Below are 20,990 nucleotides of genomic sequence, written 5' to 3' on the forward strand. Positions count from 1 at the left end.
ATATGAGCATTACCAGGCGCCAGGCACTGATCGCGGGCTCCGCATGGGCCGGCGCATCGCTGCTGCCCGGCCAGCTGCACGCCGAGGCCAAGCAGGTCTCGCTCGCCTTCGGGCCGGTGTCGCCGGTCTACGCCATCGGCATGATCGCGGAGCTGAAGGGGTACTTCAAAGACGAAGGACTCGATTCCAAGCTCGTCACCGGCAATGCCGGCACATTCGGTCGCCAGACGCTGGCGGCAGGGCAGGCGCTGTTCGCCCATGGCGATGCCAGCCATCCGCTGCAGCTCGGTGCCCGCGGCAAGCCCTGCAAGATCCTGCTCGCGACCGAGATGGTGTGCTCCTACGCCAGCATCATGGTGCGGCAGGACCTCTATGAGAGTGGCATCAATTCGGTCGAGAAGCTCGCCGAGTACAAGCGCCCCGACGGCGCCAAGCCGATCGTTGCCGCGACCGCGATCGGATCCGGCACCTGGGTGTTCGGCACTTACGTGTTCGAAGCGCGCGGGCTCGGCGGCAAGGTGAACTGGGTCGCCGGCGGCGGCCCCAACACGATGTTCCCCTCGCTCCAAACCAAGCAGTTCGATGCCATCATGGCGCCGCCGAGCTGGATCGTCGAGGTCGAGAAGAAGGGCTTTGGCAGGACGATCTACGACACGTCCAAGCCTGGCGTGTTCGAGAAGGATTTCGGCGGCGCGCTGCCCGTGCTCGTGATCTACACGCTGCAGGACACGGTCGAGCAGGACAAGGCGATGGTGCAGGCCTACGTCAACGCGATCTACCGCGCGATGGCCTTCGTCAAGGCGACGCCGCTCGCGGAGGTACAGGCGCTGGTCACGCCGAAATATTTCTCAGGGATCGATCCCGACGCGGTCAGTGCCGAGCTCGGCTTCGACAAGTCGACCTGGGCCTATGACGGCGTCATCGACAAGGCCGCGTTCGAGCGCGGTGCCAAGCCCTGGTATCGCAAGGGTACGGATATTCCCGAGACCAAATACGAGGACGTCGTCGACATGAGCTTCCTCCAGGCGGCCAGGGCGAAATACAAATGATCGCCGCGCCAGGCCCGGGCCTCGCGCTCGCACGCGAAGCGGATGCAACGACGGCGGCGCGCACCCGCATCGCGGTGCAGGGGCTTGCCAAGCGCTTCACCGCGTCCGGTCGCGAGTTCGTGGCGGTGGACGACGTCTCCTTCGAGGTCAAGCAAGGCGAGTTCGTCGCGCTGCTCGGTCCCTCCGGCTGCGGCAAGAGCACCATTCTCAACATGGTCGCGGGGCTGCTGCCGCGCACGGGCGGACGCATCCTGATCGACGATGACACGGTCGAGACCGGCACGGTCAACGCCAGAGTCGGTTACGTCTTCCAACGCGATACGCTGTTTCCCTGGCGAACCGTGGAGCAGAACATCGGCTATGGGCTGGAGATCGCGGGTCTTCCGAAGGCCGAGCGCGCAGGACGCGTCGCCTCGGCCGTCGAGAAGGCAGGGCTCGCGGGCTTCGGGCAGAGCTTTCCGCGCATGCTGTCCGGCGGCATGCGCCAGCGCGTCGCCTTGATGCGCACGCTGATCCTCGAGCCCGAGATCCTCTTGATGGACGAGCCGTTCGGTGCGCTCGACACCCACACCAAGCTGGAGATGCACAAGACGCTGCTGGAGATCTGGGAACGCGAGCGGCAGACCGTGCTGTTCGTGACGCACGATCTCGGCGAAGCCCTGACACTGGCGAGCCGCATCATCCTGCTCTCGGCGCGGCCCGGCCGTCTCAAGGAGGACTTCGACGTCGCCATTCCGCGTCCGCGCGATCCCGTTTCGGTGCGCGAGACCGCCGAGTTCGGCCGCCTCTATTCGCACATCTGGCATTCGCTCGGCGAGGAATTCCGCCGCACCAGGGCCGACTGACCATGTCCAACAGCCGCACCGTCATCCTGTTCTGGCAATTGGCCATCCTTGCCGCCGTTCTCGTCGTCTGGCAGTGGGGCTTCGAGTGGAGCAAGGCACTGCTGCCGAAAGCCTATGTGCCGAAGATCCTCGATCCCTATTTCGTCGCCAAGCCGTCACTGATCTGGCAGAGCTTTCTGCGGCTCGGCTGCTTTGCCGATGCGAGCGGCTTTACCGCCTGCATCAAGGGTAACGACAACAATCTGTGGCTTGCGACGCTCGTCACCTTGAAGAACACATGGTGGGGCTTTCTGTTCGGCTCGGCCAGCGGCATCGCGGCGGGCCTCGTTCTCGGCCGGTCCGATTTCCTCGCCCGCGTGTTCGGCCCCTACATCGTGGCGCTCAACTCGATCCCGCGCATCGCACTGGTGCCGCTCGTCATCCTGATCTTTGGCCTCGGCGACCTCTCCAAGATCGCGACCGCCTGGCTCGTCGTGTTCTTCGTGGTGTTCTTCAACACCTTCGAGGGCACGCGCGCGGTCGACCGCGACCAGATCGCCGCCGCCCGCCTGCTCGGCGCCAGCGAATTCACCGTGCTGCGAACCGTCGTGATTCCCTCCGCGCTCGCCTGGGTGTTCGCTTCGCTGCTGCCGGCGGTGTCCTTTGCGCTGATCGGCGTCATCGTCGGCGAGTTCATCGGCGCCGAACGTGGCCTCGGCAAGCTCATCATCGAAGCCGAGGCGCGCGCCAATGCCAGCGAGATGATGGTCGCCATCTTCGTCATGATGTTCGTCGGCATCCTGCTCGCGATCGCGGTGCGCTCGCTGCAATCCTATTTGCTGCGCTGGCAGCCGCAATTCGAGGCGTCGGCGTAGAGCATGATCCGGACCCGGAGGGCCGCGTTAGCGCAAAGTGTGCAGCGGTTCTCCGAAAAGATCATGCTCAAACAGTAGAGCCTGACGTCAGCGGCTGAAGCGTGCCACCAGCTCGACATGGGGCGTGTGTCGGAATTGATCGACCGGCACCACCGCCTCCAGCCGGTAGCCGCCGTCGATCAATAGCCGCGCGTCGCGAGCAAACGTGGCGGCGTTGCAGGATACCGCGACCACGACGGGCACCTTGCTTGCGGCGAGCTTCAGCGCCTGCGCCTGCGCGCCCTGGCGCGGCGGGTCGAACACCACGGCGTCGAAGTCGCGCAGCTCCGGTGGCACCAGGGGCCGGCGGAACAGGTCGCGCGGCTCGGCCTTGATCGGCTTCAGGCCCGGCGTGCGCGCGGCCTTCGCCAGCGCCGCAACGGCGCCGGCATCGCTGTCGTAGGCCGTGACGCGCGCCTTCTCGGCGAGCCGCAGCGCGAACGGGCCGACACCGCAGAAAAGGTCGAGGATCTCCTTGGCCTTGCCGATACGCTCGACGACGAGCGCGGCGAGCGTCTCCTCGCCGGCGACCGTCGCCTGCAGGAATGAGCCCGGCGGCAGCGTCACCTCGGCGCGGCCCATCTTCACCGTCGGGGGCAGGCGTTGCAGCACGAGCTCACCGTGCCGCGTCAGCCGCGCCAGGCGGTTCTGCTCGGCGACCTGCGACAGCGCGGTGACCAGCGGCGTCGGCAGCGGGCCGGAGCCGCGCACGTCGACGTCGAGACCGTTGGCGGTCGCGGTGACCTGGATGTCGAGCGGCTTGGTCACCGGCATCTTCGATGTCAGCGGCTCGGCGATCGCCCAGGCGGCTTCGAGCGCGCCGTCGAGCGCGGGATCGAGGATCGGGCAGCGATCGATCGGGATGACGTCGTGCGAGCCCGTAGCGGAAAAGCCGACCTTGAGGATGGCATGGGTGCCGAAGCGGCCGTGCAGCGTGATGCGCCGGCGGCCGGCGCCGTGGGCGTCCACCAGCGGCGCGACCTCGCAATCGATGCCGGCCTGCGCCAGCGTCTCCACCACGATGCCACGTTTCCAGGCGTGGTAGGGCTCTGCCGCCCAATGCTGGATCGCGCAGCCGCCGCAGACGCCGAAATGCGGGCAGAACGGCGCGATGCGTTCCGGGCTTGCGACCTCCACGGCGAGCAGCTTGCGTCGATCAGGATGATGACCCACGACGTGATCGACCTCGACGGTCTCGCCGCCCAGCGTGTAGGGCACATAGACCGCATCGCCCGTGGTGAGCGAGATGCCGTCGCCGCGATGGCCGACGTGATCGATGGTCAGACGCTCAACCACGGCGCGCGCCCAGGAAGAATTCGATATTGCCGTCGCCCCCCGAGATCGACGAGGGGAACACCTCGATGTCGGTGCAGCCGAGCGAGGCGGCAAAGGCTGTGATGTCGTCGCAGATCTCCCGGTGCACGGCGGCGTCGCGCACGATGCCCTTCTTGTTGTGCTTCCGGTCGGCCTCGAATTGCGGCTTGATCAGGGCCAGCAGGCTCATGGGCGCCGCGGCGAGCGACAGCGCCACCGGCAGCACCGTCTTGAGCGAGATGAAGCTGACGTCGATGACGACGACATCGGGCCGCGCCGGCAGCCGCTTGCCGTCGTAGCTGCGGATGTCGGTCTCCTCCATCGACACGATCTTGGGATGACCGCGCAGCGAGGCGTGCAGCTGGCTGGTGCCGACGTCGATCGCGAACACCAGGCTCGCGCCGTTGGCCAGGAGGACCTCGGTGAAGCCGCCGGTTGAGGCGCCGACGTCGAGGCAAACGTGGTCCTCGATCTCGATTCTGTAGCGCTCCAGCGCGCCGGCGAGCTTGACGCCGCCGCGCGAGACGTAGGGGTGTGCGGGCTCGGCCTGGATCACCGCGTCCTCGGCGATTGTCTCCGAGGGCTTTGAAACCTGCTTGTCGTCGGCCGTGACCAGCCCGGCCTCGATGGCCGCGCGCGCCCGCGCCCGGCTTTCGAACAGGCCGCGCTCGACCAGAAGAACATCCGCGCGCTTGCGGGCAGGGGACATCGGCTCTCTCAACAGGGACTGGCGCTCAGGGTGCGATCAATCGCGCAGCCGCCATCCGGACGCAAGTCTCGAACGCGGCCAGATCATGCCAGACGTCGATCGGCATCGTGGCCGGTGTCACCAGCGGACAGCCGTGCAGCTCCAGCGCATGGATCATCATGAGATTGTCGACGAGGCCGAAATCCTCGACCGTCAGTCCCTGCGCATCGACCAGCCGCCCGTCCTCGGAGGTGACGTCCAGGAATCGGCCGACACGGTCGACATAGGTGGCGGGGTCGTTGGAATAGGCGAGGCAGAACTTGCGTCGTCCCGCCATGTAGCCGAGCTCGTAGACCGTGCCGGGATCGGCCCCGGCGCCGCGGAACGGGGTGAGGTTCGCAATGATGGCGTCGGCCGCATCCATCATCGCCTCGTTGCCGCAGAAGATCTGTCGCGCGGCATCGGGCGCGGCAAGATCGATGGAATTGTCGAGAGGATAGAGGCCGGTCAGCCCGTGCGCCGCGCAGATCGCGACCTTCTGGCGGCCGATCTCGATGGCATCCGGCAGGAACACGTCGGGACCTGCCAGATAGATTTTCATCGAGTGCTATCGCTTCGCCGCAGAGCGTCGAAGCTCGCCCTCAGGCGAGCTTGACGGTCTCGGCCTTGACGTCCTTGCCGAGCGCCTCGAACACCTTGGCGACGATGCCCTTGGCGTCGAGACCGGCGCGGGCGTACATCGCGGCCGGGGTGTCGTGGTCCTGGAACACGTCGGGCAGCACCATCGTGCGGAACTTGACCATGCCGCTGTCGAGCACGCCCTGATCGGTCAGGAACTGCGCGACATGCGAGCCGAAGCCGCCGATCGAGCCTTCCTCGATCGTGATCAGCACGTCATGGTCACGCGCGAGCTTGAGCACCAGCTCGGTGTCGAGCGGCTTCATGAAGCGCGCATCCGCAATCGAGGTGGAGAGGCCGTGCGCGGCGAGCTCGTCGGCCGCCTTCTCGCACTCGGCGAGACGCGTGCCGAAGGAGAGCAGGGCGATCTTGCTGCCCTGGCGGATCATGCGGCCCTTGCCGACCTCGAGCGGAATGCCGACCTCGGGCATCTCGATGCCGCGGCCTTCGCCGCGGGGATAGCGCAGCGAGCTCGGGCGGTCGTTGATCGCGACCTGGGTCGCCACCATGTGCACGAGATCGGCCTCATCGGCCGCAGCCATGATCACCATGTTGGGCAGACAGCCGAGATAGGCGTTGTCGAACGAGCCGGCATGGGTCGCACCGTCGGCGCCGACGAGGCCGGCGCGGTCGATCGCGAAGCGCACGGGCAGGTTCTGGATCGCTACGTCGTGCACGATCTGGTCATAGCCGCGCTGCAGGAAGGTCGAGTAGATCGCGCAGAACGGCTTGTAGCCTTCGGTCGCAAGACCGGCGGCGAAGGTCACCGCGTGCTGCTCGGCGATGCCGACGTCGAAGGTGCGGTCGGGGAAAGCCTTGTTGAAGATGTCGACGCCGGTGCCCGACGGCATCGCCGCGGTGATGGCGACGATCTTGTCGTCCTTCTGGGCTTCCTTGACGAGGCTCTGGCCGAACACGTTCTGGTAGGCCGGAGCGTTCGGCTTGGCCTTCGCCTGGGTGCCGGTGGCGACGTCGAACTTGACGACGGCGTGGTACTTGTCGGCGGAGGCTTCCGCGGGGCCGTAGCCCTTGCCCTTCTGCGTCACGACGTGGACCAGGATCGGGCCGGTCTCCATGTCGCGGACGTTCTTCAGCACGGGCAGCAGATGGTCGAGGTTATGACCGTCGATCGGGCCGACGTAGTAGAAGCCGAGCTCCTCGAACAGGGTGCCGCCGTCCATCATGAAGCCGCGCGAGTATTCCTCGACGCGGTTGGCGCGGTTGGCGATGATCTTGGGCAGGCGCTTGTTGATCTGCTTGGCCGCCTCGCGCAGCGTGCGATAGGTCTTGCCGGAGTAGAGGCGGGACAGATAGGCGCTCATGGCGCCGACCGGCGGCGCGATCGACATGTCGTTGTCGTTGAGGATCACGATCAGGCGCGAGTTCATCGCGCCCGCATTGTTCATGGCTTCATAGGCCATGCCGGCCGACATCGAGCCGTCACCGATCACGGCGATAACGTTGTTCTTGCCGCCCGAGAGGTCGCGCGCGACGGCCATGCCGAGGCCGGCGGAGATCGAGGTCGAGGAGTGCGCCGCGCCGAACGGATCGTAATCGCTCTCGCTGCGCTTGGTGAAGCCGGAAAGGCCGCCGCCGGTGCGCAAGGTGCGGATGCGGTCGCGCCGCCCGGTCAGGATCTTGTGGGGATAGGCCTGGTGGCCGACGTCCCAGATCAGCCGGTCGCGCGGCGTGTCGAAGACGTAATGGATCGCCGTGGTGAGCTCGACCACGCCGAGGCCCGCGCCGAAGTGACCGCCGGTCACCGAGACGGCATCGATGGTCTCCTGCCGCAACTCGTCGGCAACCTGGCGAACCTGCTCGATCTTGAGCTTGCGCAGGTCTTCCGGCGTCCGAATGGTGTCGAGAAGCGGCGTCTTGCTATATGCGTTCACGGCGATTTCCAATTTGTCAGCGCCGGAAGGTCATTCCGGTGCGCGATGGGTTTGCACAATATCGGCGCAGCGCGAGTCCTCAAACCGTCGGAGCCACCTGCATGGGGCCAAGCCTCTTCTTCAAGCTGACAACCCCGTCTTCAAGCTTAGGTGAGCTTAAGTGCGCTCCGGTTCAGTCTCTGTGATCCCTGTCACGTAGATCGGCTTCGTCCGTCCCAGCCAATTTCATTAGCGATTTGAAGCGCTTGTCGTCGGAAATCGGTCCCCACGTCAAGGCTAACAAAAAGCCACACTGCGCGCAGCTTTACACCAAAGCTGGGGCCAAAGCCAACCCGCTGGGCCGCTTAGGGGTATGCAGGTGCAACTCGCGGGCCAGAGTGGTTAACTGTGGGCGGGGATCAGAGGTTCCCGGCCTGCCGGGTTCGTTGGCAGGCTTTTTTTGCCGAAATGGAAGCTTTTGAGCCGCGACGGGCCGATTTGGGGCCGTCCAATCCCGGCATTGCCAATGAAACCAACATCCGCCGCGGACCCCTGGGGCGTGCGATCAGGAAAACGCGGCGGCTCCTTGCGCAGAAAGTTCGCAGGGGAGCGCGGTCCGGGCCGGATTGGGAAGGGCCTGGGTTACTGGACGTCGAGCGGCGCCGTGCCGGTGGCCTGGCCGCTGGCATCGGTGGTGATCTTGTCGACGCGTGCCTCGGCCTGGCGCAGCAATTCCTCGCAGCGGCGCTTCAGCGCCTCGCCACGCTCGTAGATCGTCACGGATTCCTCGAGCGGCACCTTGCCGTCTTCGAGCCGCTTCACGATCGTCTCGAGTTCCTCGATCGCGCGCTCGAAGGTGAGCCTGCTGACGTCGACTTGGGTGTTTTCGGCCATATCCGTTTCCGATTGCCCGATTCCTTTGGCCCGCAGTGGAGGCGGGTTTTGCGGGCTTAATGTGGCGGGTCCTCTAGGCGCCCATGAGGGCGCCGACATGCGCCGTAACAGATTCTTTCAGTCCTTGCAGGTCGTAACCGCCTTCGAGCACGGAAACAACGCGCCCGCCCGCGGTCTTGTCGGCGAGATCCATCAGCTTGCGCGTCACCCAGGCATAATCCTCTGCGCGCAGATTCAGCGAGGCCAGGGGATCGCGATAATGCGCGTCGAAGCCGGCGGAAATGACGAGCAATTCGGGGCTGAATTTTTCGAGCTGCGGCAGGATCAGATTCTCGAAGGCGGAGCGGAATTCCGGCCCGCCGTCTTCCGAGGCGAGCGGCGCGTTGACGATGGTGTCGTGGTCGCCGCGCTCGCCCTTGGCGCCGGTGCCCGGAAACAGCGGCATCTGGTGGGTCGAGCAGTACATCACGGTCGGGTCCGACCAGAAGATGTCCTGCGTGCCGTTGCCGTGATGCACGTCGAAATCGACGATGGCGGCGCGCTTGATGCCGTATTTGCGCTGCGCGTGGCGCGCGGCGATCGCGACATTGTCGAAGAAGCAGAAGCCCATCGGCTTGCCGATCTCGGCATGATGGCCGGGCGGTCGCACCGCGACGAAGGCGTTGCGATGCTCGCCGTTCATCACCGCTTCGGTCGCCGCAACCGCGCCGCCGACGCCGCGCATCACCGCTTCCCACGTGCCGGGGGACATCGAGGTGTCGCCGTCGATATAAACTTGGCCGCTGGCCGGCGCGATGTGGCGCAGCTCGGTGACGTAATGCTCGTTGTGGCAGAGCGTGACGAGATCGAGATCGCCTTCGGGGGCGAGGTCGCGCGCCAGGAACTGGAAGCGCTCGTGCGACAACGCTTCTTCCACGGCACGGAGGCGATCGGGCCTTTCAGGATGTCCCGGCGGGGTGACGTGGTCGAGGCAGGCCTTGTGGGAGAGAAGAAGCGTGCTCATCAGGTCGGCCTCACAGGAAACGGACTCTCGTCGTCGCTTGGCGCATCCGGCGCCAAAACGCAATCTCTAACCCCAATCTATGCGCTTGGGCGGCAATGGCAAAGGGGCGTCCGGCCCTCGCCGGTTTGATCCGGATCAATTCACCCGCAGGATGCGGGTCGGTGGCAACGGACCGATCGGCCCGTGCGCCCGGAAGAACGCGAACAGCGCATCCGCGTCGTAGCCGCCATATTGCTGCGCCGTGCCCTGTTTGGCGACGGTAAAACCGTCGCCGCCGACGGCGAGGTAATCGTTGAGGGTGATGCGGTAGCCGCTTCCCGGCTCGATCGGGCGGCCGCCCAGCGTCATCTTCTCAGGCAGCACGCGCTCGCCGAATGGCTTCGACGCATCCCAGGCATAGCTGAAGCCGTTCGAGACCTGGAGGATCCGCGGTCGCTTCGGGTCCAGCCATTGCTGCTCGAGCATGTCCTTGAGCTGGCTGCCCGTCAGCGTCATCGTGACGAGGCGGTTGCGGAATGGCTGGCTGGCGAACACGTCGCCGAAGGATATCGCGCCGTTCTCCTTGGGCACGATGTCGGTGCGGATGCCGCCGGGATTGGTGAGGGCGATGACAGCGCTGCCATCCTGCGCCGCCCGGGTCGCGGCAAGCTGCGCATCCGCGATGATGTCGCCGAGCGCGCTTTCGCCGGCTTCGTTCGGCACGCGCGACAATGTCTGCGTCACCGATCCGGCCGGCCGGTTGGCGATCGGCGCCGACAGCCTGTCATAGGCCTCGATCAGCGCGGTCTGCTCGGGATCCTTCGCGAGCGAGGCGTTGGCGACCAGAAAATTGTCGGCCCTGGCGGTGACGATGTCGCGCGTCGTGCGATCGAGCTTGAGGTCGATCGCCGTGACCAGCGTGCCGTATTTATCGCCGCTGGTGACGAGCCGCCCGTCGATGTCGCAGACATAGGCGCGGTGGGTATGCCCGCTAACGACGACGTCGACGGCGCGGTCGAACTTTTTCACGATGTCGACGATCGGCCCCGTGATGGCAGGGCATTCGTTGTAATCGCCCGAGGGCTCGCCGCCCTGGTGGATCAGCACCACGATCGCTTCGACGCCGCGCGCCTTCAACTGCGGCACAAGCGCGTTCACCGTCTCGGCTTCGTCGCGGAATTCGAGCCCGGCGATGCCCGAGGGCGAGACGATGCCGGCGGTCTCCTTCAAGGTCAGCCCGATGAAGGCGACGGGGATGCCCTCGAATTCCCTGATCTCGTAAGGCGGCAGCACGCTCTTGCCCGTCGCCGTCTCGATCGTCGAGGCTGCGAGATAGCTGAATTTGGCACCTGTGAATGGATGTGGTCCCTGGCAGCCGTCGACGGGGTGGCAGCCGCCATTCTGCATCCTGAGCAGCTCGGTCTTGCCCTCGTCGAATTCGTGATTGCCGACCGAGGTGATCGCAAGTCCCATCATCGACAGCGCTTCGACCGAAGGCTCGTCGTGAAACATCGCCGACAGGAACGGGCTCGCGCCGATCAGATCGCCGGCGGCGACGAAGATTGTGTTCTTGTGCCCCTCGCGCAGCTGCTTGACCAGCGTCGCCATGTATTCGGCGCCGCCAGCCGCGACCATGACCTTCTTGCTCTTGTCCTCGGGGTCATTGATGCGGATACCGCCCGGCGGCGGCCGCAGATTGCCGTGGAAATCGTTGACCGCGAGGATGCGCAGCTCGACGGGGTCGGCGGTCTGGGCCGCAGCGGGGAGGGCAAAGATCAGCGCGAGCGCGGCAAGGATGGATCGGTATCGCATGGAACCAGATTAGTCGCTCCGCGCGAAGATTTCACGAAGCATTCTTCCTTCTCCCCTTGTGGGAGAAGGTGGCGCGAAGCGCCGGATGAGGGGTATCTCTCCACAAGGTGACATGTCAGTGCGAGGCAAGATACCCCTCACCCGTCTCACCGCTACGCGGTGAGCCACCCTCTCCCACAAGGGGAGAGGGAAGAGTCCCTACCTCTTCTTCCTGCTCGCGAACGCGTTGAACGCCGCGACCGCTTCGTCCGATTTCAGCCGCTCGCCGAACAGATGGCCTTCCTGGTCGATGCGGCGGGTGAGCTCTTCGGCCGGCGCGCGCAGCAGCTTGCGGGAGGTTGCGACCGCCTCGGCCGGCAGCCGGCAGATCTCGCGCGCGACCTTGCGCGCCTCGACTTCGGTATGTCCCGGCGACACCACGGTGTTGACGAAGCCGGCGGCATGAGCCTCCGCGGCGGAGAAAGTCCGTCCCATCACCAGCAAGGCAAAGGCGCGCTGATAGCCCATCGTGTTCGGCATCAGGAGGCTGGCTGCGCCGACCGGCACGAGGCCGAGATGGATGTAAGGCGCGGAAAAGGTCGCAGCGTTCGAGGCCAGCACGTAGTCGCAGTGGAACAGCATCACGGTGCCCATGCCGATCGAGGCGCCGTCGACGGCCGCGATGATCGGCTTGACGTTGAGGGCGAGCGAATAGAGAAACTTCGCGCCTTCGGACAGCGTCTCGGGGCGGGATGTGTCGGCATGCATGAAATCGTCGATGTCGTCGCCGGCGGTGAACACGCCGGAGCCGCCGGTGATGATCATGCAGCGGATTTCGGGGTTGTTCTGCGCGGTGTCGATCGCGCGGGCCATCTCCCGGTACATCTCCTGGGTGATCGCGTTCTTCTTGCCCGGACGACGCAGGGTGATCACGCGCGTTCCACGCTCTTCGGTGACGACGATGTTGCCGTTCGGCATGAGAACTCCCTGCGGTCGCCGCGACGCTTGCTGCTTTGCAAGCCTCGCCGTGCATCAGCCTACATCATCCCGCAGGCGTGCCAATGCGCTGGGTCAAGGTTTTCGCCAGCGGATTTCGCGAGGCGGCGCATGGCAGCCGTCGCTGTCACGCATTGCAACAATCGGCTACAATGTTTCGTTTGAAAAACCGCTGGTTGTGGTGCACGATCGTCCGGTTCCATTTGACCGATTGCCCCGATCGATGATTGCCGCAACCCGTGTCGACGAATCCTCGCTGCACTATCGCGGCTGGCGCGTCGTGCTGGCCTGCTTTCTCATGGCCTTCTTCATGTTCGGCTTCGGGCTGTATGGGCAGGGCGTCTATCTGGCCGAGCTGCAGCGCGCCCATGGCTGGCCGGGCACGCTGGTCTCCGCGGCCAGCACCTTCTCGTTCCTGCTGACCTCCGTGCTCGTCGTCTTCACCGACGATCTCTTGGCGCGCATCGGGCTGCGCTCGCTGATCCTGAGCGGCCTGGTGGCGCTCGGCGCCTCGACGGTGCTGCTGGCGCTGATGCAGACGCCCTGGCAGCTCTATCTCGCCTATGCGCTGATGTCGGTCGGCTGGACCGGCATGGGCACCGTGGTGATCGCGACCGTGCTGAACTCCTGGTTCGAACGCCGGCGCGGGCTCGCGCTCAGCCTCGCCTTCAACGGCGCGACCTGCGGCGGCATCATCCTCGTGCCGCTGCTGCTGTCGCTGAGCGGCAGCATCGGCTTTCGCGCCGCCATGCTGGCGGTCACGCTCGCGATGATGGTGCTGGTGCTGCCCGTCGTCGTGAGCTTCATCGGCTGGCCGGTCGGGACCTCGCCGGCATCGGACAGGCGATCCGAAAGCGCGGGCGCCGCCGCGCGCGGCCAAACGCGCAAGGACCTGCTCGCCAACGCCGCGTTCTGGACCATGGTGCTGCCGATCGCGATCGCGGTCATGGCGCAGATGGGGTTCATCATCCACCAGGTGAGTTTTCTCGAGCCGCTGATCGGGCGCGCGAGTGCCGGCCTTGCCGTGACCCTGATGGCGGCGATGGCGGTGGTCGGCCGCCTGACGCTCGGCCTGTTCGTGGACCGGCTCGATCCGCGCCTCGCCTGCGCGGCGTCGATGACGAGCCAGGCGGCGGCGCTGCTCGTTCTCCTGCAGAGCACGAGCCCGACGATGCTGCTGCTGTGCTGCGCCGTCTACGGCTTCTCGATCGGCAACATGATCACGTTCCCGCCCCTGATCATCCAGCGCGAGATCGGCGCCGGCGCCTTCGCCGCCGCCATGGGATTGGGCACCTCGATCAGCGGGGTCGTCAGCGCCTTCGGTCCCGGCATCGTCGGCCTCGCGCGGAGTTTCACCGGCAATTACACGATGGCTTTTGCGATGTGCGTCGCGCTCGATCTGGTGGCGGCGAGTGTCGTGCTGTGGCGGCCGGGGAGGCACGTCTCGCGAGATCTATCCCCAGGGCAAGATCGAAAGGTGGGATAGGCGCTCACCCCAAAGGCGGTGTCATCGCCCGACTTGATCGGGCGATCCAGTACTCCGAGACGCCGGGGATCGATCGAGAGGCCGCGGCGTACTGGATTCCCCGCCTTCGCGGGGAATGACAGCCCACCTATTCTGTTCACGCGGCGGCACAAGCAGTGGGTTACGCCTACGGCTAACCCACCCTACGCATCAATGCTTGCGGGGTCAGCTTACCCCAGCAGCACGGCGTCCGCCGCCGCCACCGATTCCGCGCTCTCCGTCACCGTGCGCTCGAGCGCGGGCGCCTGCACGGTGATGTTCTCGGCGAAGAAGCGTGCCAGCGAGACGTAACGCGCGGCGTCGGTGTTGCCGTCGGCCTTGGCGGCGAGCGCCTCGGAGGCGAGCAGGCAACCGCCGAGCGTCGCACCGAACTGCTGCAGATAGGGCGTCGCGCCGGCCAGGGCGTCGTTCGGCGCCGACGTCACGCGCTCCAGCAGCCATTTGCTGGTGCGGGTCAGCGCGTCCAGCGCTTCGCGCAACTTCGCACCCGTGGTGCCGAAAGCGGGATCGTTGGAGGCCTCGACCTGCTTGACGGTGGCCGCGAGCTCGTCGAGCAGCGCCCACACCGAGGCGCCGCCATTGGCCGCCAGCTTGCGCGTGACGAGGTCGATCGCCTGGATGCCGTTGGTGCCCTCGTAGATCGCGGTGATGCGGGCATCGCGATAATGCTGCGCCGCGCCGGTCTCCTCGATGAAGCCCATGCCGCCATGGATCTGCACGCCGAGATAGGCGACCTCGTTGCCGATGTCGGTGGAATATCCCTTGGCCATCGGCGTCAGCAGCGCCGCGCGCGCGGCGGCGTCGGCGCGCACCTTCGGGTCCTTGGCACGGGTCGAGACGTCGATCGCAACCGCGGTCGCATAGCAGATGGTGCGCGCGGCGGCGGTCTGCGCCCGCATCCGCATCAGCATGCGCTTGACATCGGGATGCACGAAGATCGCATCCGACCCGTCGCCCTTCTTGCCGACGGCGCGGCCCTGCTTGCGCTCCTGCGCGTAAGACAGCGCCTGCTGATAGGCGCGGTCGGCAACGCCGACGCCTTCCAGGCCGACGCCGAGGCGCGCCTGGTTCATCATCGTGAACATGCAGCGCATGCCCTGGTTCTCTTCGCCGATCAGAAAGCCGATCGCGCCGCCATGATCGCCCATGGTCATGGTGCAGGTCGGGGAGGCATGCATGCCGAGCTTGTGCTCGACGCCGGAGGCGAAGATGTCGTTGCGCGCGCCGAGCGAGCCGTCGGCATTGACCATGAATTTCGGCACGAGGAACAGCGAGATCCCCTTGGTGCCGGCGGGCGCGTCCGGCAGGCGGGCCAGCACGAAATGCACGATGTTGTCGGTCATGTCGTGCTCGCCATAGGTGATGAAGATCTTCGTCCCTTTGATGCGATAGGTGCCGTCGGCCTGTTTCTCCGCACGCGTACGCAACGCGCCGACGTCGGATCCGGCCTGCGGCTCGGTCAGCTGCATCGTGCCGGTCCATTCGCCGGAGACGAGCTTTTCGAGATAGACCGTCTTCAGCTCGTCGCTGCCATGGGCGTCCAGCGCCTCGATGGCGGAGGCCGTCAGCAGCGGGCAGAGGCCGAAGGCGACGTTGGCGGCGCTCCAGATCTCGGTGCAGGCGGCGTTGATCGCGATCGGCAGGCCCTGGCCGCCGAAATCCTCCGGCCCCGAGACCGCGTTCCAGCCGCCCTCGATCCAGCGCTTGTAGGCGTCCGGCCAGCCCGGTGCGGTCGTGACCTTGCCGGCATCGAGCTTGATGCCGTGTTCGTCGCCGACCTTGTTGAGCGGGGCCAGCACGTCGGTTGCGAATTTGCCGGCTTCCTCCAGCACGGCCGCGACGATATCGCCGTCGAAATCACCGTAATGACCGGCCTCCACGGCGGCCTTGAGGCCGGCGCCGTGGTTGAGCGACAGCAGCATGTCAGAGATCGGCGCGCGGTAGGTCATGGCTCACTCCCGTGGACATCATTGGCGCCGTATTCCCATGAAACGGGAGAGGTCTCAATGGGGGCGATACGGCACCGCATCGGGATTCTGCCGGCCCCATAATAAGGTGTGGCGCGGCCTGCCTCGGCGGCCCGCGGTATTTTGCCCCTCCAGGCGGTTGAAATGCCGCTGGTCTCCCTATAGACCGGCTGCGACCAGCGGGAATCTGCGGTAGCCAGTTCTTCCGCCCCGTTCCCTGGTCGCCTGATGGGGCGTAGCCAAGCGGTAAGGCAGCGGATTTTGATTCCGCCATTCGGAGGTTCGATCCCTCCCGCCCCAGCCAGATGCTCCGCTTCTCACAGATTGCTGACGAACCCACCCGGCTTGGGAAATTGCACGACGTCGCGACCCGCTGACCGTGAAGTGGTCCGCGCCCACAAGGCAGCTCAGACCCAGCCGCCATCGACGATGTAGTGTTGAGCGGTGCAGGCGGAGGCCTCATCGGACGCGAGGAAGACGGTGAACTTCGCGACTTCGTCCGGCACGAGCCTGCGTTTCAAGCATTGTCGTTGCTGCAACTCGATCTCGCCCGCCGGCGTCATCCATTTCTCGAGTTGGCGCTCGGTCATGATCCAGCCCGGTGCGATCGCGTTGACGCGGATGTTGTACGGGCCGTAGTCGCGCGCCAGAGAGCGCGTCAGTCCGATCACGCCCGACTTGCTGGCGGTGTAAGCGGCCATGCCGCCTTGTCCTGCGATCCACGACACCGAGCCGAAATTGACAATGGCGCCGGCATTGGCCGCCTTCATGTCTGGCAACACGGCCTGCGACGCAAAGAACTGGTGCTTCAGATTCACCGCGATGCGGTCGTCCCAATATTCCGGCGTCATCTCCTCGGTGTTGTGCCGCTCGTCATGCGCGGCGTTGTTGATCAGGATGTTGATCGCGCCGTGAGTCTTGCGTGCCTCGACGACGCCGGCGCGGAGCGCGGGGATGTCCGTGAGGTCGACGTGCTGGAAATGCGCAGCCAGTCCCTGGTCGGACAGCTCACGCGCCAGGCGCTGCCCCTCGTCGAGCTTGATGTCAAAGAACACCACCGTGGATTTCTGCTCGGCGAAACGCCGCACGATCGCAGCGCCAATTCTTGCGGCACCGCCGGTGACGAGCACGACCTTGCCGGCGAGGTCGGAATAGATGGCAGCCATGGGCAACCTCGGTTTGTTGCGGCCAGCACAGCGGCTGGCCCGATTCTCGTCCCGACCTTAGCCATTCCGTCCGTGAGGTACATAGGTCAGAATTTGTGTTGCGCACCTCAAAAATTGAGGGCAGGATCGCGGCCAAAGAATAAGAGCCGGTTGGGAGGATGTGATGAGATTGCTCGGGAAGCTGAGACTCGCCGCTGTCGCATGCCTGCTTTGGGGCCCTGCCGCGTCAGCCGACACCACCGTGAAATGGCTGCACATCGAGGTCAATCCGGCCCAAGTGAAGATCTGGGAGGAAGTCGCACGCAGCTATGAGGCGTCGCACCCCGGTGTGAAGGTGGAGATGCAGTTCCTCGAGAACGAGGCCTACAAGGCCAAGCTGCCGACCATCCTGCAATCGAAGGACCGGCCGCACATCATCTATAGCTGGGCCGGCGGGGTCCTGAAGACGCAGGTCGAAGCCGGCGTCCTGGAAGACATCACCGATTCCGTGAAAAGCGACGGCTATAGCGACACGATCGCACCGGCGGCGCTCGCGGCCTTCACCCAGAACGGCCGCGTCTTCGGACTTCCGATCTCGCTGTCGCAGGTCGGATTCCTCTGCAACAAGGAGCTGATGGCCAAGGCGAAGGTCGATCCTGCTGCCATCAAGTCCTGGGACGATCTGCTCGGCGCGGTGAAAACGTTGAAGGCCGCGGGTGTTACGCCGATCGTGGTTGGCGGTGCCGATAAATGGCCGCTGCATTTCTACTGGACGCATCTCGCAGTGCGCATCGGCGGCAAGCCGGCCTTCGATGCAGCGCTGAAGGGGGAGAACGGTGGCTTCACCGGCGAGACCTTCCAGAAATCCGGCGAGCTTTTCAAGCAGCTGGTCGATCTGCAGCCGTTCCAGAATGGCTTCCTCGGCTTCAAGAACCCGCAGGCCGTCGGCTATTTCGGTGACGGCAAGGCCGCGATGATCCTGGCCATCTCGTCCTTCTATCACACCCAGCGCGCACTCGCCGCCGACAAGGTGGGTCTCAGCGACGACAAGCTTGGCTGGTTCGATTTTCCGGTCGTACCCGGCGGCAAGGGTGAGCCATCAGACACGCTCGGCGGCATCACCGGCTGGCTGATCACCAAGGGCGCGCCCAAGGAAGCCACCGACTTCCTCAAGTTCTTTATCTCCAAGGACGTGCAGGCTCGGCTTGCTGGCGGCAACTTCATCGTTCCCGTCGTCAAGGGCGGCGAGGCCGGCCTCAGCAGCGCCTTCATGAAGCAGATCGCGGGCAATCTGGCGAAGTCCAACTATCACCAGAACTTCTATGACCAGAGCCTCGGTCCCTCGGTCGGTCGCGTCGTCAACGACGTCACGGCGGAGATCGCCGGCGGCAGCATGAGCCCGCAGGACGCGGCGAAAGCGATCGAAGCCGCGTGGAAGCAGGGGAACTGACGGTGGCGCGACGGATCGCGATCACCTCGCCGATCGGCGTTGCCGGCGAGGCGGCTCCTCAGGTCGCGGTTCGCGGGCCGAGTTGGGACGGCCGCTTCACGGTCCTGATCCTGTTCCTGCCGCCCGCGCTGCTGCTGTTCACGCTGTTCGTGGTGCTGCCGATCGGTGAGGCCGCCTGGTACTCGGCTTTCAACTGGAACGGGTTCGGCAGGCCGACGAACTGGATTGGCCTCGACAATTACCGCTTCGTGCTGGAGACGCGGGCTTTCTGGCTCGCACTGCGCAACAACGGGCTGATCATCGCCGTTTCGCTCGCCATCCAGCTGCCGCTTGCGCTCACGCTGGCTCTCATGCTCGCCGAGCGCTTTCGCGGGGCGGTGGCGCTGCGCATGCTGTTCTTCATGCCGTATATTTTGGCCGAGATCGCGACCGGGCTGATCTTCAGCTTCGTCTACGACGGCGATTACGGCCTTGTCGCCTCGATCTGGCGTACCTTCGGCGCCGAGCCGCCGCATCTGCTGGCCTCGACCGACACGGCGATGCTGGCGGTGTTGATCGTCGTGGTCTGGAAGTATTTCGGCTTCCACATGATGCTGTTCATTGCGGCGCTCCAGGGCCTCGACAAGAGCCTGGTCGAAGCCGCCAGGATCGACGGCGCGACGCGGACGCAGACGCTGCGCCACGTCGTCATCCCCTTGCTCTACCCGACCATCCGTCTGTCCGTGTTCTTCGCCATCGTCGGGTCCCTGCAATTGTTCGACCTCGTCATGCCGCTGACGCGGGGAGGGCCGGCCGACTCCTCGAACACGATGGTGAGCTTCCTCTACAACAACGGCATTTCCCGCATGCGGGTCGGCTATGGCAGCGCCATCGGCGTCATCCTGTTCGCGATCTGCGTCACCTTTGCCTTCACCTACAAGCGATGGTTCATGCGCGATGAGTAATGTCGAGACGACAAGCGCATTCGATCCCGCCGCGCTGTTCAAGGCGCTGTTCCTCGGCTTGGTCGCGGTCTTCGTCCTGGTGCCGTTGCTGGCGACCCTGCTCGGCGGCTTCAAGTCGCTCGGCGAGTTGCGTGTCAATCCGTTCGGTCTGCCCAGGCATTGGGAATGGCAGAACTACGCGGACATCCTGTTCTCGGCGCGCTATTGGGAGCTCCTGCGCAATTCGCTTGTCATCTCGACGCTGGCGGTGGTGCTGACGCTGATCACGGCGTCGATGGCCGCGTTCACCTTCGCCCATGTCCGGTTCTATGGCAGTTCGATGCTGCTCAGCTATTTGACGCTGGGCCTGCTGTTTCCCGCTGCGACCGCCGTGCTGCCTCTGTTCATCAACGTGCGCGATCTCGGGCTGCTCGATACCTATTTCGGCGTCGCGCTGCCGCAGGTGGCGTTCAGCCTCGCCATGAGCGTGCTGCTGCTCCGCCGCTTCTTCAAGGACATTCCGTATGAGCTGCTCGAGGCCGCGCTGGTCGACGGCTGCAGCTACATCAAGTTCTTCCGCTATGTGACGCTGCCGCTGTCGCGCCCGATCCTGGCGACCGTCGGTACCATCACCTTCGTCAACAGCTGGAATGCCTATCTGTTGCCGCTGGTGATGTTGAACACCGACGCTCTCTATCCCTGGCCGCTCGGGATCATGGTCTATCAGGGCGAATACTCGTCCGAATGGCACCTGATCCTGGCCTTCATCACGCTCACCATCCTGCCCACGATCATTCTGTTCCTGCTGGCGCAGAAACACATCGTGGCCGGCCTCACCGCAGGCGCGGTCAAGGGATGAGCCATCGTCTCGGGAGATCACAATGAGAAAAGTCGGCGTCGGAATTATCGGCTGCGGTGTGATCAGCACCGCCTACCTCAAGGCGGCGCAACGCTTCCCGGTCATGGAAGTCCGGGCGCTCGCGGACATGCGCAGCGACGTCGCGGAGCGGCAGGGAGCGGCGTTCGGCTTGCCGGCGATGCGGGTCGACCAGTTGTTGAAGCGCGACGATGTCGAAATCGTCGTCAATCTCACGGTGCCGCTCGCCCACACCGACGTCAGCCTCGCGGTGCTGAACGCCGGCAAGCACGTTCATTCGGAGAAGCCGCTCGGCATCGATGTCGGCGAGGCGCGCAAGGTCATGGAGCTTGCCGCACAGAAGAACCTGCGCGTCGGCTGCGCTCCGGATACGTTTCTCGGCGGCGGGCATCAGACCGCGCGCAAGCTGATCGACGACGGTGCGATCGGCGCGCCGGTCGGCGGCAGTGCGTTCTTCGGCTGCCCCGGACACGAGCGCTGGCATCCGGCGCCCGGTTTTTATTACTTGCGCGGCGGCGGACCGATGCTGGACATGGGGCCCTATTACATCACCGATCTCGTGCAATTGCTGGGCCCGGTCGCCAGCGTGATGGGTTCGACCGCGCGTCCGAGAACCGAGCGTCTCGTCACCAGCCAACCGATGAACGGTGCGATGATCCCGGTCGAGGTCGCGACCCACGTCGCGGGGACGCTGGAGTTCGAGAGCGGCGCCGTCGTCTCGATCACGATGAGCTTCGACGTGCCGAAGCACCGGCATGCGCCGATGGAGATCTACGGCGACAAGGGCAGCATGCTGGTGCCGGACCCGAACCGCTTTGGCGGCGAGGTCCAGGTCGCAAAGACCGGCGGCGAATGGGAAACGGTGCCGTTGACTCACGGCCATGTCGAGGGCGAGTTCCGCTCCATCGGCGTCGCTGACATGGCTTCCGCGATCCTGAACGACCGGCCGCATCGCGCCAGCGGCGCGCTCGCCTTCCACGTGCTGGAGGTGATGGAGGCGTTCCAGACCTCCGCAGGCGAAGGCCGCCGCGTCAGGATCGAGAGCCGGGTCGAGCGGCCGGCGATGCTGCCCACGGGACGTGAAACCGGACAGATCGACTGA

18 protein-coding genes and 1 tRNA gene are annotated in these 20,990 nt (G+C 65.4%); 9 read left to right on the plus strand and 10 right to left on the minus strand.

Going from position 1 to position 20,990, the window contains the following annotated elements:
* Window positions 1–2 precede the first annotated feature (2 nt).
* Genes QRQ56_RS17710 through QRQ56_RS17720 form a run of 3 tightly spaced genes read left to right on the plus strand, consistent with a single transcriptional unit; the run spans window position 3 to window position 2,748 of the window.
* Window positions 3–1,049, plus strand: a complete 1,047-nt coding sequence (locus tag QRQ56_RS17710; RefSeq protein ID WP_438741835.1) for an ABC transporter substrate-binding protein — start codon at window positions 3–5, stop codon at window positions 1,047–1,049.
* Window positions 1,046–1,894 carry an ABC transporter ATP-binding protein gene (locus QRQ56_RS17715; protein WP_438741837.1) on the plus strand — a complete coding sequence of 283 codons (849 nt, stop codon included), beginning with the start codon at window positions 1,046–1,048 and terminating at the stop codon, window positions 1,892–1,894. The genes QRQ56_RS17710 and QRQ56_RS17715 overlap by 4 nt, the downstream gene beginning before the upstream one ends.
* 2 nt (window positions 1,895–1,896) lie before the next feature.
* Window positions 1,897–2,748 (plus strand): ABC transporter permease, encoded by an 852-nt coding sequence (locus tag QRQ56_RS17720; RefSeq protein ID WP_438741838.1) that lies wholly within the window; start codon window positions 1,897–1,899, stop codon window positions 2,746–2,748.
* Window positions 2,749–2,835: 87 nt separating this feature from the next.
* Here the strand turns inward: QRQ56_RS17720 and QRQ56_RS17725 are convergent, their stop codons facing one another.
* The 8 genes from QRQ56_RS17725 to QRQ56_RS17760 all read right to left on the minus strand — a co-directional run bounded on the left by QRQ56_RS17725 (window position 2,836) and on the right by QRQ56_RS17760 (window position 11,983).
* Window positions 2,836–4,083, minus strand: coding sequence for a class I SAM-dependent RNA methyltransferase (locus QRQ56_RS17725; protein WP_438741839.1), 1,248 nt, complete (start codon window positions 4,081–4,083; stop codon window positions 2,836–2,838).
* A complete protein-coding gene (locus QRQ56_RS17730) occupies window positions 4,076–4,810 on the minus strand; it encodes a TlyA family RNA methyltransferase (RefSeq protein WP_438741840.1) in 735 nt (244 codons plus the stop codon). The genes QRQ56_RS17725 and QRQ56_RS17730 overlap by 8 nt, the downstream gene beginning before the upstream one ends.
* A 25-nt stretch (window positions 4,811–4,835) precedes the next feature.
* Window positions 4,836–5,390: a nucleoside 2-deoxyribosyltransferase gene (locus QRQ56_RS17735; protein WP_438741841.1), complete on the minus strand. Its 555-nt coding sequence runs from the start codon at window positions 5,388–5,390 to the stop codon at window positions 4,836–4,838.
* Window positions 5,391–5,430: 40 nt separating this feature from the next.
* Window positions 5,431–7,359: a 1-deoxy-D-xylulose-5-phosphate synthase gene (gene dxs / locus QRQ56_RS17740; protein ID WP_438741842.1), complete on the minus strand. Its 1,929-nt coding sequence runs from the start codon at window positions 7,357–7,359 to the stop codon at window positions 5,431–5,433.
* 621 nt (window positions 7,360–7,980) lie between these two features.
* Window positions 7,981–8,232 carry an exodeoxyribonuclease VII small subunit gene (locus QRQ56_RS17745; RefSeq protein WP_008132970.1) on the minus strand — a complete coding sequence of 84 codons (252 nt, stop codon included), beginning with the start codon at window positions 8,230–8,232 and terminating at the stop codon, window positions 7,981–7,983.
* Window positions 8,233–8,305: 73 nt separating this feature from the next.
* Complete coding sequence (locus QRQ56_RS17750; RefSeq protein ID WP_438741843.1) at window positions 8,306–9,235, minus strand: histone deacetylase family protein; 930 nt, start codon at window positions 9,233–9,235, stop codon at window positions 8,306–8,308.
* 135 nt (window positions 9,236–9,370) lie between these two features.
* The gene (locus QRQ56_RS17755; RefSeq protein WP_438741844.1) at window positions 9,371–11,026 is read right to left on the minus strand and encodes a bifunctional metallophosphatase/5'-nucleotidase; all 1,656 of its coding nucleotides are present in this window, start codon (window positions 11,024–11,026) and stop codon (window positions 9,371–9,373) included.
* A gap of 198 nt (window positions 11,027–11,224) precedes the next feature.
* Window positions 11,225–11,983: an enoyl-CoA hydratase-related protein gene (locus tag QRQ56_RS17760; protein WP_438741845.1), complete on the minus strand. Its 759-nt coding sequence runs from the start codon at window positions 11,981–11,983 to the stop codon at window positions 11,225–11,227.
* A gap of 241 nt (window positions 11,984–12,224) precedes the next feature.
* Here QRQ56_RS17760 and QRQ56_RS17765 point away from each other — a divergent pair, with 241 nt between their 5' ends.
* A complete protein-coding gene (locus tag QRQ56_RS17765; protein WP_438741846.1) occupies window positions 12,225–13,487 on the plus strand; it encodes an MFS transporter in 1,263 nt (420 codons plus the stop codon).
* Window positions 13,488–13,696: 209 nt separating this feature from the next.
* On the opposite strand, the gene QRQ56_RS17770 is transcribed toward QRQ56_RS17765, so the two are convergent.
* Complete coding sequence (locus QRQ56_RS17770) at window positions 13,697–15,475, minus strand: acyl-CoA dehydrogenase (protein ID WP_438741847.1); 1,779 nt, start codon at window positions 15,473–15,475, stop codon at window positions 13,697–13,699.
* A gap of 247 nt (window positions 15,476–15,722) precedes the next feature.
* On the opposite strand from QRQ56_RS17770, the gene QRQ56_RS17775 reads away from it, so the two are divergent.
* Window positions 15,723–15,797 (plus strand) — tRNA-Gln (locus QRQ56_RS17775).
* Between the two features lie 103 nt (window positions 15,798–15,900).
* Here QRQ56_RS17775 and QRQ56_RS17780 read toward each other — a convergent pair.
* A complete protein-coding gene (locus tag QRQ56_RS17780) occupies window positions 15,901–16,659 on the minus strand; it encodes an SDR family NAD(P)-dependent oxidoreductase (protein WP_438741849.1) in 759 nt (252 codons plus the stop codon).
* Window positions 16,660–16,822: 163 nt separating this feature from the next.
* On the opposite strand from QRQ56_RS17780, the gene QRQ56_RS17785 reads away from it, so the two are divergent.
* The 4 genes from QRQ56_RS17785 to QRQ56_RS17800 are packed head-to-tail and all read left to right on the plus strand — an operon-like array spanning window position 16,823 to window position 20,990.
* Window positions 16,823–18,088: an ABC transporter substrate-binding protein gene (locus tag QRQ56_RS17785; RefSeq protein WP_438741850.1), complete on the plus strand. Its 1,266-nt coding sequence runs from the start codon at window positions 16,823–16,825 to the stop codon at window positions 18,086–18,088.
* A 2-nt stretch (window positions 18,089–18,090) separates the two neighbouring features.
* Window positions 18,091–19,032: a carbohydrate ABC transporter permease gene (locus QRQ56_RS17790; RefSeq protein WP_438741851.1), complete on the plus strand. Its 942-nt coding sequence runs from the start codon at window positions 18,091–18,093 to the stop codon at window positions 19,030–19,032.
* Window positions 19,025–19,870 carry a carbohydrate ABC transporter permease gene (locus tag QRQ56_RS17795; RefSeq protein WP_438741852.1) on the plus strand — a complete coding sequence of 282 codons (846 nt, stop codon included), beginning with the start codon at window positions 19,025–19,027 and terminating at the stop codon, window positions 19,868–19,870. Before QRQ56_RS17790 ends, QRQ56_RS17795 begins: the two co-directional genes overlap by 8 nt.
* Before the next feature lie 22 nt (window positions 19,871–19,892).
* The gene (locus QRQ56_RS17800) at window positions 19,893–20,990 is read left to right on the plus strand and encodes a Gfo/Idh/MocA family protein (RefSeq protein WP_438741853.1); all 1,098 of its coding nucleotides are present in this window, start codon (window positions 19,893–19,895) and stop codon (window positions 20,988–20,990) included.

It is taken from the genome of Bradyrhizobium sp. U531 (genome assembly GCF_051710265.1).
Lineage (GTDB): Bacteria > Pseudomonadota > Alphaproteobacteria > Rhizobiales > Xanthobacteraceae > Bradyrhizobium.